At 69.7% G+C, this 15598-nt stretch carries 11 protein-coding genes, 1 pseudogene and 1 riboswitch; of the genes and pseudogenes, 6 read left to right on the forward strand and 6 right to left on the reverse strand.

Annotated elements, in window-relative coordinates:
• Both ACFXGX_RS15175 and ACFXGX_RS15180 read right to left on the reverse strand, forming a co-directional pair.
• Positions 1–999 (reverse strand): annotated as a pseudogene (locus tag ACFXGX_RS15175) (hypothetical protein); the annotation flags it as partial.
• 181 nt (positions 1000–1180) lie between these two features.
• A complete protein-coding gene (locus ACFXGX_RS15180; protein WP_384790144.1) occupies positions 1181–1360 on the reverse strand; it encodes a DUF6480 family protein in 180 nt (59 codons plus the stop codon).
• 296 nt (positions 1361–1656) lie between these two features.
• Between ACFXGX_RS15180 and ACFXGX_RS15185 the strand changes: the two genes are divergently transcribed.
• The 6 genes from ACFXGX_RS15185 (at position 1657) to ACFXGX_RS15210 (ending at position 8322) form a co-directional block, all read left to right on the forward strand.
• Positions 1657–4431, forward strand: a complete 2775-nt coding sequence (locus tag ACFXGX_RS15185) for a lectin (protein ID WP_384790147.1) — start codon at positions 1657–1659, stop codon at positions 4429–4431.
• Positions 4432–4683: 252 nt separating this feature from the next.
• Complete coding sequence (locus ACFXGX_RS15190) at positions 4684–5430, forward strand: phosphotransferase family protein (RefSeq protein WP_384790150.1); 747 nt, start codon at positions 4684–4686, stop codon at positions 5428–5430.
• Positions 5431–5541: 111 nt separating this feature from the next.
• Positions 5542–6309 carry an ECF transporter S component gene (locus ACFXGX_RS15195; protein WP_384790153.1) on the forward strand — a complete coding sequence of 256 codons (768 nt, stop codon included), beginning with the start codon at positions 5542–5544 and terminating at the stop codon, positions 6307–6309.
• Positions 6310–6437: 128 nt separating this feature from the next.
• Complete coding sequence (locus ACFXGX_RS15200; RefSeq protein ID WP_384790156.1) at positions 6438–6920, forward strand: NADAR family protein; 483 nt, start codon at positions 6438–6440, stop codon at positions 6918–6920.
• 263 nt (positions 6921–7183) lie between these two features.
• Positions 7184–7594, forward strand: a complete 411-nt coding sequence (locus ACFXGX_RS15205; protein ID WP_384790159.1) for a hypothetical protein — start codon at positions 7184–7186, stop codon at positions 7592–7594.
• A gap of 140 nt (positions 7595–7734) precedes the next feature.
• On the forward strand, positions 7735–8322 hold the full coding sequence (locus tag ACFXGX_RS15210; RefSeq protein WP_384790162.1) for a hypothetical protein: 588 nt from the start codon (positions 7735–7737) through the stop codon (positions 8320–8322).
• Positions 8323–8398: 76 nt separating this feature from the next.
• On the opposite strand, the gene metE is transcribed toward ACFXGX_RS15210, so the two are convergent.
• The 4 genes from metE to aceA form a co-directional block, all read right to left on the reverse strand.
• Positions 8399–10717, reverse strand: a complete 2319-nt coding sequence (metE, locus tag ACFXGX_RS15215; RefSeq protein WP_384790165.1) for a 5-methyltetrahydropteroyltriglutamate--homocysteine S-methyltransferase — start codon at positions 10715–10717, stop codon at positions 8399–8401.
• A gap of 166 nt (positions 10718–10883) precedes the next feature.
• A riboswitch (cobalamin riboswitch) is annotated at positions 10884–11126 on the reverse strand.
• A 205-nt stretch (positions 11127–11331) separates the two neighbouring features.
• A complete protein-coding gene (locus ACFXGX_RS15220) occupies positions 11332–12201 on the reverse strand; it encodes a 3-hydroxybutyryl-CoA dehydrogenase (RefSeq protein ID WP_384790168.1) in 870 nt (289 codons plus the stop codon).
• On the reverse strand, positions 12198–13796 hold the full coding sequence (gene aceB / locus ACFXGX_RS15225; protein ID WP_384790171.1) for a malate synthase A: 1599 nt from the start codon (positions 13794–13796) through the stop codon (positions 12198–12200). Before aceB ends, ACFXGX_RS15220 begins: the two co-directional genes overlap by 4 nt.
• A gap of 166 nt (positions 13797–13962) precedes the next feature.
• Entirely contained in the window at positions 13963–15246 is a 1284-nt protein-coding gene (gene aceA / locus ACFXGX_RS15230; protein ID WP_384790174.1) for an isocitrate lyase, read from the reverse strand.
• Positions 15247–15598: the final 352 nt, after the last annotated feature.

Raw genomic sequence — 15598 nt, forward strand, 5'->3', positions numbered from 1 at the left:
GGCGGGCCCGCCCCCGGCCCGCGCGACCACCCCCCCGGGGGGGGGGGCGGGGGGGGCGGGGGTGGGGGTGTGGCCCGCGGGGGGGGCGGCCGCGGCCCGCCCCGCGGCGGCCCCCCCCCGCGACCGGTGCAGCGCCAGCCAGGAGTGGACCGAAGCGCGGTCGCCCGCGAGCGCGAACTCCCGCACAGCGGCCAAGCCCCGCTCGGAGGGCACCTGCCGCAGGACGCCTGACGCCCCGGCGCCGAGGTCGGCGACCAGCTCCCACGCCTCCGCACGGCCGTGGCGCAGCAGCGCGTGGAGCACTTCGCGCCAGGCACTCCACTCCGTCAGCGGCCCTTCACGCTTCAGCCGCCAGGCGGTGAGCAGCCGATCCGTCTCGTCGGCCGTGAGTTCGTCCCGCCGCTCCAGCGAGACCACGAACCGCTTCGCGGCGGAGAGATCAAGGGGGTCGCGCAGCCGTTCGTGGAGCCATGCGGCCTCGGCCGGTGACAGGGGCCGATACCGGAGGGAGGCAGCGCTGCGGTCCACCGGTTCGTCCAGCGCCGCGAGGAACTGGCGCACGCCGTCGAGGTCTCCGGGACCGGGCAGGCCCGACTCGTCCCGGGGCGTGATCCGGTCCAGCCGGAAGGCGCTCTCAGGCCCGCCGTCGACGACCCGGAAACCGGTCGGCCCCTCGCCGAGTCCGGCGGCGACGGTGGCGTGATCGCCGCCCCAGTGCAGCAGCAGTTCGCCCGTCAGGGAGCCGGAGCGGTCGAAGGCATGCCGGTGGGACTGCCAGTGCCAGTACGCGAAGGAGGCGGGGCCGCTGAGCCCCTTCGCCGCGATGAGTTCCGCCGCGTCACCATGGCCCTCGGACTGGGTGTAGCGGGCCCGGTTCGGCGGCGGCAGCACGAGGAACCCGTCCCCTTCGAGCTCCCGCCACCAGGCCTTGATCGTGCCGAGGTCCGAGCGTCGCCGCGTCGTACGCTGCCCCGGCGGGGCGATGTCGGGGCTGGTCACGTGCTGCTCCCTGGGGTTTCGGGATCCGTTCCGGACGAATCCTCCATCCGGGACTCACCCTGCCACAGGGCTCTGACATTCCCTTCCGCGCTCGGTCCGCCCGGCGCTCAACGGGTAGGCCTGCTTCAGGCGTTCCGCCGGTCCGCGCCTCCGGATTTCGTCTGCCACGTGCCCGGCCGGCTCAGTACCCGCTGATTCGGGCCACGAAGTACCCGGCGACGATCACCGAGCCCACGACGATGAAACTGAGCCAGACATAGGGGTGTTCCCACATCCCGCCGTCGGGCTTCTCCTGGTGTGCTTCGGCGATGGAGCCCTCGACCGGCGGGGTCTCGCCTGGGGGTACGAGTGGATGTGTCATACCTCAACGGTCCGTCCGATGGATGGGCGCCGCATCTTCGTGGCGGACCCCCGGGCGGCCCCTTGCGCAAATCGTTGACATGACCCTGCCCGATAGCTAGCTTCACGGACAGTTCTCGTCCGCGCCCCCAGGTGCTCGCGGCCCAGGGGTCCCGTCCGCGCGTTCGCATCGCCAGGCGCCCCATCTCGACGATGCGACAACGTTGTCCAACTCGCCTGCTGCTCAAGTGCCGCGCCTCACAGGAAGACAACGTTGTCAGTCTTCAGCTCCCGCTCCCGAGTAGAGGAGAAACCCCCGTGACACGACTGTCGAGACCCCCCGGAACGGCCGCGATCGGCTTGTTCGCGGCCGCGGCACTGGCCATGACCGGGCTGTGCGCACCCGCGTGGGCGGCCGGCGAAGCCGCGTTCGTCGCGTCGCCGGCCACCGTGGTCAACCCGTTCATCGGCACGACGAACGAGGCCAACGACTTCCCCGGGGCCGATGTGCCGTTCGGCATGGTCCAGTGGAGCCCCGACACGACGTCGCGGCCCCCCGGTGGCGGCTACGAGTACAACGACTCGTCCATCACCGGCTTCAGCCTCACCCACATCGCCGGGCCGGGCTGCGGCGCGGCCGGCGACATCCCGGTGCTGCCCACGGTCGGAACGGTCAACACCGGCGCCACGGACGCGTTCTCGCACGCCAACGAGTCGGCGTCCGCGGGTTCGTACAAGGTCGCGCTCAACAACCAGGTGACCACCGAACTGACCACCACGACCCGCAGCGGGATGGCGCGCTTCACCTTTCCCTCGAGCAACCAGGCCAACCTGATCTTCAAACTCACGGGCAGTCAGAACGGCGCCTCGTCGACGCAGTTCACCAAGGTCTCGAACACCGAGGTGAGCGGACAGGTCACCAGCGGGCGCTTCTGCGGCGCCGGGAACACGTACACCGTGTACTTCGACATGGTCTTCGACCAGCCGTTCGCCTCCCAGGGAAGCTCGGTCGCCAAGACGTCGGCCACCACCCCCGCGAAACCCCGCACAGCGTCCAAGAACGCGGCCGAGAAGCCCAACAAACCCGTGCTCCACGGCAGGATGCCCACCGCCGCGACCCCGAAGACCGCCAAGGACGGCGCCTCACCGGAAGCCGCCGCTTCGAACGGCTACGTCACCTTCAACACCACGAGCAACCCGGTGGTGCAGGCCAAGGTCGGCGTCTCCTACGTCTCGGTGGCCAACGCGGCGGCCAACCGGGCCGCGGAGAACACGGGGTGGGACTTCAACGCGACCCGCACCGCCGCCCAGGACGCCTGGAACAGCGCACTGGGCAAGATACAGATCGCCGGCGGAACGGCCGCACAGCAACAGACCTTCTACACCGCGCTCTACCACTCGCTGCTGCACCCGAACGTCATCAGCGACACCAACGGCCAGTACTACGGCTTCGACGGCAAGACCCACACCGTGGACGCCGGCCACAAGGCGGCCTACGCCAACTACTCCGGCTGGGACATCTATCGTTCGCAGGCTCAGCTCGAAGCGCTGGTGGCGCCCCAAGTCGCCTCGGACACGGCACAGTCGATGGTCGACGACTACGCCCAGACCGGGATCTTCCCCAAGTGGTCGGAGAACAACGGCGAGTCCTACGTGATGGTCGGGGACCCGGCGGACGCCATCATCGCCGACTACTACGCCTTCGGCGCCCGGGACTTCGACACCACGACGGCTCTCGCCGACATGGTCAGACAGGCGAGTACGACCAACAACGACCGACCGGGCCTCAACTACCTGAACTCACCTGGATACATGCCGCATGACGGCAGCTACGGCTGCTGCAACTTCTACGGTCCCGTGGCCACCACGCTGGAGTACAACACCGCCGACTTCGCGCTCTCCGCGATGGCCGGGGCGCTCGGCGACACCGGCAACCAGAAGACGTACGCCAATCGTGCCCAGGGCTGGCGCAACGTGCTCAACCAGGCCTCCGGCTTCGTCGAGCCGCGCAACGCGAGCGGCTCCTGGACCGGCGGCTTCGACCCCACCAGCGGCACCGACATGGTCGAGGCCGACTCCTGGATCTACACCGGGATGATCCCCTTCAACATCGCCGGCCTCGCGCGCGCCAAGGGCGGCAACACGGCGATGGGCCACTACCTGGACACTGTGCTGCGCAGCTACACGGGCGACAAGGGGTACGCGTGGGTCGGCAACGAACCCAGCATCGAACTGCCTTGGGAGTACGACTACATCGGGCAGCCCTACAAGACCCAGGGCACCGTACGGGCGATCCAGCAGCAGATCTGGGCGAACACCCCGGGAGGGCTGGCCGACGGCAATGACGACCTCGGCGCGATGAGCGCGTGGTACGTGTGGTCCGCGCTCGGCATGTTCCCCGAGACTCCCGGCACCGCCGATCTCGCCCTGGGTTCCCCCCTGTTCACCCAGGCCGTGATCACGCTCCCGTCGGGCAAGACGCTGACGATCAACGGCAACGGTGCCGCCGACAACGCCCCCTACGTCCAGTCCGCGACGTGGAACGGCTCCGCCTGGAACAACGCCTACGCCCCCACGTCGGCGATCACCGCCGGCGGCACCCTGACCTACACGCTCGGCACCAGCGCCAACACCTCCTGGGCGACGGCCGCGTCCGCCGCTCCGCCCTCCTACGCCGGTGACACGACCGCCCCGGCCTCACCCCGTATCGGGCCCATCACTTCCGCTGTGGCCTCGAACCTGTGCGTGGACGACGCGAGTTCCTCCACCACCGACGGGAACCACGTCCAGATCTGGACCTGCAACAACACTTACGCCCAGGACTGGATCGTCGCCGGCGACGGAACGGTCCGGAGCCTCGGCAAATGCCTGGACGTCGATCACAGCGGGACCACCAACGGCACCCTCATCCAGCTCTGGACGTGCAACGGCACCGGCGCCCAGCAATGGAGCGCGGGCGCCAACGGCTCCCTGATCAACCCCCAGTCCAAGCTGTGCCTGGACGACCCCAACTCCTCGACGACGACCGGCACCCAACTCCAGCTCTACACCTGCAACGGCACGGCCGCCCAGAACTGGAAGCTCCCGGCCTGAGCCACCGGCCTCGATCTCCCGGCAGCACCGAACGACTCGGCGCGTGATGCCCGTATGCCCTGGCTACTTGGCAGGGGCATACGGGCCGCGTGCGCACGAGGGACTCCCGACAAAAGTGGTGGGCTTGGCCTGGCCAGAGGTTGGTGTTGTGCACGAGGCCGCCGGGTAGAGGTGCGGGACCCGGTCAGCCCGCGCAGTCGCACGCGACAAACCTGGCGACGTCGGCGATCGTCCCCGGGATACTGGTCACCCATGGATGAGGTCGAAGTCGTCGTCGCCCATTCCGAGCGCGCGACTCTGCGCGTCGGCGACGTGTTCTTGAAGGTGGACGCCGATCAGGCGCGCATCGACGTCGAGGTCGAGGTGATGTCCCTCGCGCCGGTCCCGACCCCGGAGGTCCTGTGGCGCAAGCCGCCGGTGCTCGCGATCGCCGCACTCCCGGGGACGACGCTCGGGCGCCTCGGCGGGCCGTCGACCGGGTCACCGGCGGCGTGGGCCGCGGCGGGCGCCGCCATCCGGAAGCTGCACGAAGCTCCGCTGCCGCCCCTGCCGGGCCGGGCGGGTCGGAGCATCGACGCGCTGGCGGCGGAACTCGACGATGAGTGCGAGTCGCTCGTGACGAACGGTGTCCTGCCGGCCGGCCTGGTCACCCGCAACCGCCAGGTCGCCGAGGCCGCGCTCCGGCCGTGGACTCCGGCGTTCACACACGGCGACCTGCAGATCGCGCACGTCTTCGTCGACGGCGACGAGGTCACCGGCATCATCGACTGGTCCGAGGCGGGCCGGGGCGACGCCCTGTACGACCTCGCCACCTTCACGCTCGGCCACGAGGAGCAGCTCGACGACCTCCTCGCCGGCTATGGCACCGACGTCGACCTCGGCGTGATCCGCGGGTGGTGGTCGTTGCGAAGCCTGCTGGTGGTTCGCTGGCTGACCGAGCACGGCTTCGACCCCTTCGCGCCGGGCTGTGAGGTCGACGTGCTGAGATCCCGGATGTGAGGCTGCGCGGGCCCGACTGCTACGTACGCGCTTCGACGCACCGAGCAGGCCATCCCTGGGCGACCGCCCGCCCTTATGGACGGCGTCTCGCGTGGCGATCTTGTCCACGGCATGGGGCTGGCCGCCTTCCTCGGGCTTGTCGCGTTCTTCTGGCCGTTCGTCGTCGCACCGGGAAAATTCGGTTCCAACTACGCGCCGCCCCTCATCTTCGGCGTGTTGCTGGCCCTCGTCCTGTGCGTGGTCCTGTCGGAGATCGCCGAAGGCGGCATCGATTCCAAGGCGCTCGCCATGCTCGGCGTCCTGTCGGCCGTCAACGCGGCCCTGCGACCCCTGGGTGCCGGCACCGCGGTCGAGACCATCTTCTTCGTCCTGGTCCTCGCCGGCCGGGTCTACGGTCCCGGCTTCGGGTTCACCCTCGGCTGCACCTCGCTGTTCGCCTCCGCGCTCATCACCGGCGGAGTCGGCCCCTGGATGCCCTACCAGATGTTCGGCTGCGCCTTCGTCGGCATGCTCGCCGGAATCCTGCCGCGCGCCACCGGCCGCCGCGAGACGCTTCTTCTCGCCGTGTACGGCTCGCTTTCCGGCTACCTCTTCGGCTTCCTGCTCAACCTGTCCGTCTGGCCGTTCTCGCTCGACCCGAACAGTTCCATCGCCTACCTGCCCGGTCTGCCCTTCACCGAGCAGTGGCACCGCTACATCGCCTTCGACATGGCGACCTCGCTGGGCTGGGACACCGGCCGGGCCGTCACCAATTTCGTGTGCGTGATGCTGGCAGGCCCCGCCGTGCTGACGACGTTCCGGCGTGCCGCCCGCCGAGCACGGTTCCGGGCATCCGTACGGTTCGCGGCGCCGCGAACGGCCGAATCCGGCCCTCGCTAGTGTTGTGACCGGGAAGGTTCACCGGGTCGTTGGTGTGGTGAAGGGCTGGGCTTGGTGAAGAAATCTGGTTGCGGGGGCTGCGGCATGCCTGACACGGTGCGGATTTCCGTAACATCCGTGAGGCTCCCATGACGATTTACTTCTATGGCGCCGATGAAGTCCCTTATGGGCGCTTCTCGAACTTCTCCGATCACGGCTTCGACCTCGACGGGGTGTGGTGGCCAACCTCGGAGCACTATTTCCAGGCCCAGAAGTTCAAGGGCACCCGCCACTCGGATCTCATCCGGCGTGCGCGCACGCCGCTGCGGGCAGCGGAGCTGGGCCGTGACTCGTCCAATCCTCTGCGGAGGGACTGGGAACGGGTCAAGGGCGACGTGATGCGCCGTGCGGTGGCAACCAAGTTCCGCGCGCATGCCGATATCCGTGACACTCTGCTGTCCACCGGTGAGGAAGAGATCGTCGAAGACACCACCGCCGATCACTACTGGGGTCGGGGCAGGACCGGGAAAGGCAAGAACATGCTCGGGCGGATTCTGGTGCGCACCCGTAACCAGTTGCACGCCGAACTCACCGAAGCCCCCGACGGCGACAGCCGCCGCCTGAGGCGGTGATCCTGGAAACCTGTGGGGTGTGCCGCATGTGCATGACGGCTCAGGCCACCGACTCCAGGCTGGGGCGCCCTCCTCAGCGGATGCCCTTCCAGCTGTCTTCGGCGAGTTGGCCGAACGCCTGCTCAACCCCAAGCCCGCGACCGCTCCCTCCGGGCGATCGGTCCCGGCCGCCGGCTGAATTCTTCAGGACACAAGAGGGCCTCTCGGAACCATCCGGAGGCCCTCTCGCGTTCTGCGGACACGGGGACCATCGGATCACGGACGTGAGCCGCAGCACCGACCGACGGGACGGAACCCACCAAGTCGAGGAGCGGAAGACCCAGGTGGCCAGACATCTCCAGCCGCGACACATCACGCTCGGTGGCCGCGAAGCGGTCGCTCTCACCGTGCGGGAATACGAGCAACTGATCGCCAGCCGACGGCAGATCGGCGGTCAGAGCGCTCGCGTCCGCGTGCTTGCCGATCAGGTGAAGCGAACCGAACAGCTCCTCCGGGACCTGGAGTCGCTGGTCCAGGCCGCAAAGGGCGTCTGCCCCGAGGAGACGGGCACGGTGGCGACGCGATGCGCGGCGTCATGTGCCGGCACCTCGGGGACGCTGGGGGAATCGGACCGAGACTGCCTGCGCTGTGCCGTGGTGGACCTGCTGCGCCGCCACCGGGAACCGTCCTCCTGAACCACGAGGCTGCCCTGCCCGGAGCTAGTGGCTCGGCTCGAATCGTTGGCCGGGTAGGGGGGCCTTCCGGAACTTCTGATCCGGGAAGTCGCTGCGGAGAAGGTCCACGACGTTGTCGCGGGTCGTGCCAGTGTGAGGGCGTGACAAAGATCGAGATGGCAGATGTGTTTGCGGCCCGGCGCCGAGGTAGACGCGAGAGTCTCTATGCCTATCGGGTGCGCGGGCTCGGCCGCAGCGCGGTGGTCCTGTGGATCGGTGGCGAGAACGACGAGCCTGATCAGGTGCTGACGTTGCCAGAAGTCGATCACTGGCGGGTGCCGGTGTTCACGACCGTTCGGCAGGCGCGGTTGTACGTGAGCCGACGGGGGCGGAGGCTGGCCTGTCCGGAGGCCGACATCCTGGAGCTCGACCGTGTCGAGCATTGGCTGGAGAACCCGGCACGCCGGCGCGTCCCCCCGGGTGCGGTGCTGGAAGCGTGGAACTTCTTCGAGGATCTGGCCCGAGGACTCGGTGAGGTCCACCGGCTGCCCCCGCAGAGCGCGGTGCACAACAGCGCATACGAGAAGCTGTTCGGAGGCGAGTGCGCCGCGTGGACTCCCGAAGAGCAAGGTGCGGTACTGGAACTGATCACGGCCGGGGTGGAGCTGTGGAACTCCTGCCCGGTGATCGTCAAGCCCTGCTCGAGCATCGTCCACGGCAGCGCGCGGAGCACTCCCAAGGTCCGGTGATCCGTGTGTCTCTTGAGCCGGGGCCGGGGGAGGAAGCGGAGCGTGGTGCTTCCTCCCCCGGCGGACCGGACAGCGGTCAGGATGCGGAGAGTTCCTCGCGGACCGTGCGGGCGGCGGCGACCAGGTTCTCCAGCGAGGCTCGGGTCTCGGGCCAGCCGCGCGTCTTCAGGCCGCAGTCAGGGTTCACCCACAGCCGCTCGGCGGGGATGGCCTTCAGCCCGGTGCGCAGCAGTTCGGCGGCCTCCGCCGTGCTCGGTACGCGTGGGGAGTGGATGTCGTACACACCGGGTCCGGCCTCGCGCGGGTAACCGTGCGCGGCGAGTTCGCGGGCGACCTGCATGTGCGAGCGGGCGGCTTCGAGGCTGATGACGTCGGCGTCGAGATCGTCGATGGCCTGGACGATGTCCCCGAACTCGGCGTAGCACATGTGGGTGTGGACCTGCGTCTCGGGCCGCACGCCACCCGTCGTGAGCCGGAAGGCTTCCGTGGCCCAGGCCAGGTACGCCGGGCGGTCGGCCGCCCGCAGCGGCAGGGTTTCGCGCAGGGCCGGCTCGTCGACCTGGATCACCGAAGTCCCGGCCGCCTCCAGGTCGTTGACCTCGTCCCGCAGAGCGAGGGCGACTTGGCGGGCGGTGTCGCCGAGGGGCTGGTCGTCGCGGACGAAGGACCAGGCGAGCATGGTGACCGGGCCGGTGAGCATGCCCTTCACCGGCCGGGAGGTGAGCGACTGGGCGTACGTCGTCCAGCGCACGGTCATCGGTTCGGGGCGGGAGATGTCGCCGGCCAGGATCGGTGGACGGACGTAGCGCGTTCCGTAGGACTGCACCCAACCGTGCTGCGTGGCCAGGTATCCCGTCATCTGCTCGGCGAAGTACTGGACCATGTCGTTGCGTTCGGGTTCGCCGTGTACGAGCACGTCCAGGCCGGCCTTCTCCTGGAAGGCGATGACCTCCTGGATCTCCGCCCGGATGCGCTCCTCGTAGCCGGCCGCGTCGATGCGTCCCTTGCGCAGGTCGGCGCGGGCGGTGCGCAGTTCGCCGGTCTGCGGGAAGGAGCCGATCGTGGTGGTCGGCAGCAGGGGGAGGCCGAGATGGGCGCGCTGGGCCGCCGCCCGCCCGGCGTAGGTCTGGGAGCGACGGCCGTCGGCATCCGTGACGGCTGTGGTGCGGGCCCGCACGGCGGGGTCGTGCGTGATCGGCGAGTTCACCCGCGAGGTCAAATCTGCTCGGTTCGCGGCGAGTTCGCCTGCGATCGCGTCGGTGCCGAGGCCGAGTCCCCTGGCGAGGGTGACGATCTCGGCGGTCTTCTGCCGGGCGAAGGCGAGCCAGCGCAGGAGCTGCGGGTCGATGTCCCGTTCTGCGGTCGTGTCGAGCGGGACGTGGAGCAGGGAGCAGGACGCCGACACGTCGACCCGGTCGGCGAGACCCAGCAGGGTGCCGAGGGTGGCGAGGGACTTGGCCAGGTCGTTGATCCAGATGTTGCGGCCGTTGACGACACCGGCGATCAGCCGCTTGCCGGGCAGGCCGCCCACGGCCGCGAGGGCGTCGAGGTTGGCAGCCGCGGCGTCGGTGAAGTCCAGGGCGAGTCCGTCGACGGGGGCCTTGGCCAGCACCGGCAGGGCGTCGCCGAGCCGGTCGAAGTAGGAAGCGACCAGGAGCTTCGGCCGGTCGGTCAGGGAGCCGAGAGCGTCGTAGGCGCGGGCGGCGGCGTCCAGTTCGGCCGGGGTGCGGTCCTGGACGAGGGCGGGTTCGTCGAGCTGAATCCACTCGGCTCCGGCCGCGCGCAGGTCGGCGAGGACCTCGGCGTACACCGGCAGCAGCCGGTCAAGCAGGGTGAGCGGTTCGAAGTCCGCGGGCACGCCCGGGGCGGGCTTGGCGAGCAGTAGGTAGGTGACTGGGCCGACCAGCACCGGGCGGGCGCTGAGCCCGAGGCCGAGGGCCTCGTTCAGTTCGGCGACCTGCTTGGTGGAGTCGGCCGTGAAGACGGTGTCCGGTCCCAACTCGGGCACCAGATAGTGGTAGTTGGTGTCGAACCACTTGGTCATCTCCAGCGGCGCGACATCCTGCGTGCCGCGGGCCATGGCGAAGTAGCCCTCCAGGTCGTCCGTCACACGGGCGGCCTGGTGGCGGGTGGGGATCGCGCCGACCATGACGGTGGTGTCGAGGACGTGGTCGTAGTACGAGAAATCGCCGGTCGGAACCTCGTCGATGCCGGCCTCGGCGAGCCGGCGCCAGTTGGCGGCGCGCAGGTCGGCGGCGGCGCGGTGGAGGGCGTCGGCGGTGACGCGGCCCTTCCAGTAGCCCTCGATCGCCTTCTTCAGCTCCCGGTCGGGTCCTTGGCGGGGGTAGCCGTACACGGTGGCCCGTGCTGCCGCGGTCGCGGACTTCGCTGTCACGGAAATCTCCTTCGCGAGATATCTCCCTGGGATCCCGGCAACGGGACGCGAGCGCGAAGGGGTGACGAACCGGGCGGAACCGACCTCGCGCGGCGCGGCGCGATCTTCCGTCCGATATGTACGCCGACCCGCCCACGAGGTCACCGGGATATCCGCGCACGAATCCTTTCGCGCGCGGGCAACGGGCAGGTCTTCGGACTCACGGGCACGTCTCCTCGTACACACTTCGTACGAGCGATACGAGACACCTACTGGCCGTCGCTTCCCAGACCCTGTTCATCGGGTCCAGTGCGTATGACGGCGGTCGTTCCCGCTCACCGCTGCGGGGCAGTCCCGGATTTCCACCGGGTTCCCTCTTACGACGCATCCCGCCTGGCGGACGGGGCGAACCAGCTGCACCGTCCAGCCTAGGGCAATCCACCGGCGCGGCCGATCACATCCGACATTCGGATGGTGAGGTGGGACACGGGAGCGGTGTCGGTGGGATGTGGCGACGGCGGGAAGCGCCTCAACCGCGCTTCCCGCCCTTCCTCCGTCGCCCCCTGCGAAGCGTCTGCCGGATCCCCCGGCCGGCAGTGCGGTCAGGGCCCCTCGGCCCGGTCGCGCCAGGATGCTCAGGCGTGACCGTAGGTGTGGAATCCCCGTCCGGTCTTACGGCCCAGCAGCCCCGCCTGGACCATCCGCTGAAGCAGCGGGGACGGGGCGTAGAGCGGTTCCCTGAACTCCTCGTAGAGCGATTCCGCGATGGAGGCGACGGTGTCCAGACCGATCAGGTCCGCGAGCTTGAGCGGGCCCATCGGATGGGCGCAGCCCAGCTCCATTCCGGTGTCGATGTCGGCCGCGGTCGCGAAGCCCGACTCCGCCATCCGGACGGCCGCCAGCACATACGGGATCAGCAGGGCGTTGACGACGAAGCCGGCCCGGTCCCGTGAGCGGATCACCGTCTTGCCGAGCGTGCCCGTGGCGAAGTCCTCCACAGCGGTCACGGTGTCCGGTGAGGTGTGCAGGGAAGCCACGACCTCCACCAGCGGCAGCACCGGCACTGGGTTGAAGAAGTGCAGTCCCACCACGCGGTCGGCGCGGCTCGTGGCCATGCCGACACGCATCACGGGCAAGGAGGAGGTGTTCGTCGCGAACACCGCCGCCGGATCCTCGACGATCTTGTCGAGGGCGGCGAACACCTCGGTCTTGGCGTCGGCGTTCTCGATGACAGCCTCGACGACGAGCTGCCGGTCGGCCAGGTCGTCCAGACTGCCCGTGAAGACCATGCGGGCGAGGGTGTCCCGCGCCGCGTGCGGCTCCAACTTGCCGCGCCGTACGGCCCGGTCGAGGGAGGCGGCCACTCTCTCGCGGGCCGCGCGGGCGGCCGTCGCGTCTGCCTCGCAGACCACCGTGTCCAGCCCGGCCCGCGCGCAGACCTCGGCGATCCCGGCGCCCATCTGGCCGCCGCCGACCACGCCCACGCGCCGGAAGCGGGCGCTCATGACCGGGGCTCCGCGTGGTGCACGAGGTGCCCGGAGTAGGCGTCCGGAGTGAAGAAGAGCGGCAACTCACCGCTGAGGGCGGTGCGTTCGAAGAGGCCGCGTACCTCGTCGAGGTCCGCCCACGGGTACTCGGCGCCGAGCGCGGTGAGTTCCTCGTCGAGCACGTCGAGCACGGTCAGCCGGTCGATCACCTGGTGCCGCAGCCATTGCCAGATCTGCACGCGGGCGATCTCGGCGGTCGCCGCGTCCTCCATGAGGCCGTACAGAGCGACCGCTCCCTGACCGCGCATCCAGGCGGCGAAGTACCGCAGCGCCACGGCGATATTGGTGCGCACGCCCTCCGGCGTGGGCGGTCCGCTGATCCGGCGCACCGACAGCAGGTCCGCGGCCTGGACGGCCACGTCGTCCCGTGTCCGGTCGATCTGGTGCGGCCGGTCCCCCAGTACGCCGTCGAACACCTCACGGCACACCGGGACGAGCCCGGGATGGGCGACCCAGGACCCGTCGAACCCGTCCTCCGCCTCGCGCTCCTTGTCCAGTCGCACCTTGGCGAGCGCCGCCTCGTGGGCGGCCGGGTCCTTGCTCGGCACCTGGGCCGCCATGCCGCCGATGGCGTGCGCGCCACGCTTGTGGCAGGTACGCACGAGCAGTTCGGTGTACGCCCGCATGAAGGGCGCGGTCATGGTGACCTTCGCCCGGTCGGGGAGGAGGAAGTCGGTGCGATGACCGAGGGTCTTGATCAGGCTGAACAGGTAGTCCCAGCGGCCCGCGTTGAGGCCGGAGCTGTGCTCACGCAGCTCGTAGAGGATCTCCTCCATCTCGAAGGCCGCGGTGATCGTCTCGATGAGGACGGTGGCCCGGACCGTGCCCCGGGGGATGCCCAGCAATTCCTGCGCGGTGAGGAAGACGTCGTTCCACAGCCGGGCTTCGTACCGGTTCTCCAGCTTCGGGAGGTAGAAGTACGGTCCGTGCCCGGCGTCGATCTGACGCCGCGCGCAGTGGAAGAAGTAGAGCCCGAAGTCGACGAGGGCGGCGGGCACCGGTCCGCCGTCGAACTCCAGGTGCTCCTCGGTGAGATGCCAGCCCCGCGGCCGGACGACGATGGTGGCGAGCCGGTCACGGTCGGCCAGGCGGTACTCCTTGCCGTCCTCGGTGGTGAAGTCGATGCGGCGCTCGATCGCGTCGAGCAGGGTGAGCTGGCCGCCGATGACATTGTCCCAGGTCGGTGCGGTGGCGTCCTCGAAGTCCGCCATCCACACGCGGGCACCGGAGTTGAGGGCGTTGACCGCCATACGGCGGTCTGGCGGTCCGGTGATCTCGACGCGGCGGTCGGTCAGACCCGGTGCCGCGGGTGCGACGCGCCAGGAGGGGTCGGCGCGGACGGCCGAGGTGACGAAGGGGAAGTCGAGCGGAGAGCCGGCCGCGATGCGCAGGGACTGGCGCCGGCGCTCCTTCAACAGTTCCCGCCTGCGCTCGCCGAAGGCGGCGACGAGGCTGCCGACGAAGTCCAGGGCGGCGGGCGTGAGGATCTCGTCGTTCCGGTCGCCCGGTGCCGCGAGCACGCGGACGCGGTGGGTCAGTGCGGTGGTGGACATCGGGTTCTCCAGGGGGAAGGAGGGAGCGGGGGGGCGGGGGGCGGCCGGGAAGGTCGTACACCCCCCCCCGCTCAGTCGGGCGAAGCTGTACGACCCCGCTCGGCCGAAGCGTGCGGTCGGCGCCCGGGAGATGGGGCGAGCGGGCGGCGGCGCCCCGGAGTCGGACCTAGTGGAACTGCTCTTCCTCCGTGGAACCGGCGAGGGCGGTGGTGGAGGAGGCCGGGTTGACAGCCGTGGAGACCAGGTCGAAGTACCCGGTGCCGACCTCGCGTTGGTGCTTGACGGCGGTGAACCCGTGCTCCTGGGCGGGGAATTCGCGTTCCTGGAGGTCGACGTAGGCGGTCATGCCGTGCTCGGCGTAGCCGCGGGCGAGGTCGAACATGCCGTGGTTGAGGGAGTGGAAGCCGGCCAGGGTGATGAACTGGAAGCGGTAGCCCATGGCCCCGAGTTCCCGCTGGAACTTGGCGATCTGGTCGTCGTCCAGGGCGGCCTTCCAGTTGAAGGACGGCGAGCAGTTGTAGGCCAGCATCTGGTCCGGGTGCTCGGCGTGGATGGCCTCGGCGAACTCCCGGGCCTGGGCGAGGTCGGGGGTGCCGGTCTCGACCCAGATCAGGTCGGCGTAGGGGGCGTAGGCGAGGCCGCGGGCGATCACGGGAGCCATGCCGTTGCGCACGCGGTAGAAGCCCTCGGCGGTGCGCTCGCCGGTGACGAACCGGGCGTCGCGCTCGTCGACGTCACTGGTGATCAGGTTGGCTGCCAGCGCGTCGGTGCGGGCGACGACGAGGGTCGGCACGTCGGCGATGTCGGCTGCCAGACGAGCCGCGTTGAGGGTGCGGATGTGCTGCGAGGTCGGGACGAGCACCTTGCCGCCGAGGTGTCCGCACTTCTTCTCGGAGGCGAGCTGGTCCTCGTAGTGGATGCCGGCCGCGCCGGCCGCGATCATCGCCTTGGTCAGTTCGAACGCGTTGAGCGGGCCGCCGAAGCCGGCCTCGGCATCCGCGACGATCGGGGCGAGCCAGTCGGTGGTGTCCGTGCCGCCCTCGGCGGTGGCGATCTGGTCGGCGCGCAGCAGCGCGTTGTTGATCCTGCGGACCACCTGCGGCACCGAGTTGACGGGGTACAGGCTCTGGTCGGGGTAGGTGTGGCCGGCCTGGTTGGCGTCGGCGGCGACCTGCCAGCCGGACAGATAGATGGCCTGAAGACCCGCCCTGACCTGCTGGACCGCCTGACCGCCGGTGAGGGCGCCGAGCGCGTGGATGTAGTCCTGCTCGTGCAACTGACGCCACAGGCGCTCGGCGCCGCGCCGGGCCAGGGTGTGCTCCTCACGGACGCTCCCCGAGAGCCGGATCACGTCCTCGGCACCGTAGGTACGCTCGATGCCCTGCCAGCGGGGGTCGTTGGCCCAGCGCCCCGCGAGCTCCTCGGCCGCCGTCGTCCTCGACTCTGCCATCGTCTTCACGTCTCCTCGGTTGTTCGATCTGCCAATCTCCCGGCTGTGGAGAAGGGGGAGTGGCACTGTGTGTCTCTGGCTGAGGTGCGGCCCGCCGTTCCGTCGCTGAGCGGGGCTGAGCAATGCTGCCGCACAGCAGTGCACAGATGCCGGGATCTCCGACGTCAGGGCGTGAATCGCGCCCGGTTCCGTGCTCCTGCTGCCGAAGATCCGGCGAGCCGCACTGGAACTCTGACACTGGCACTGAGTGCCATCAAGCAGGGACGTTTGCCAACTTCTGCGAATCTTCGCGACGCCTTTTGCCAAGTTTGCGAAGGACCTGGAAGGCCACTCCTCGCATACGCTGACCATC

Source organism: Streptomyces sp. NPDC059371 (genome assembly GCF_042751995.1).
In the GTDB taxonomy this organism is placed as follows: Bacteria; Actinomycetota; Actinomycetes; order Streptomycetales; family Streptomycetaceae; genus Streptomyces.

What these genes read in the sequence shown, in the direction of transcription:
- aceB (WP_384790171.1), bottom strand. Translation starts at nt 13,796, where the DNA reads ATGTCCACCACCGCACTGACCCACCGCGTCCGCGTGCTCGCGGCACCG.
- ACFXGX_RS15195 (WP_384790153.1), top strand. Translation starts at nt 5,542, where the DNA reads ATGGGGCTGGCCGCCTTCCTCGGGCTTGTCGCGTTCTTCTGGCCGTTC.
- aceA (WP_384790174.1), bottom strand. Translation starts at nt 15,246, where the DNA reads ATGGCAGAGTCGAGGACGACGGCGGCCGAGGAGCTCGCGGGGCGCTGG.
- ACFXGX_RS15200 (WP_384790156.1), top strand. Translation starts at nt 6,438, where the DNA reads ATGACGATTTACTTCTATGGCGCCGATGAAGTCCCTTATGGGCGCTTC.
- ACFXGX_RS15190 (WP_384790150.1), top strand. Translation starts at nt 4,684, where the DNA reads ATGGATGAGGTCGAAGTCGTCGTCGCCCATTCCGAGCGCGCGACTCTG.
- ACFXGX_RS15220 (WP_384790168.1), bottom strand. Translation starts at nt 12,201, where the DNA reads ATGAGCGCCCGCTTCCGGCGCGTGGGCGTGGTCGGCGGCGGCCAGATG.
- ACFXGX_RS15180 (WP_384790144.1), bottom strand. Translation starts at nt 1,360, where the DNA reads ATGACACATCCACTCGTACCCCCAGGCGAGACCCCGCCGGTCGAGGGC.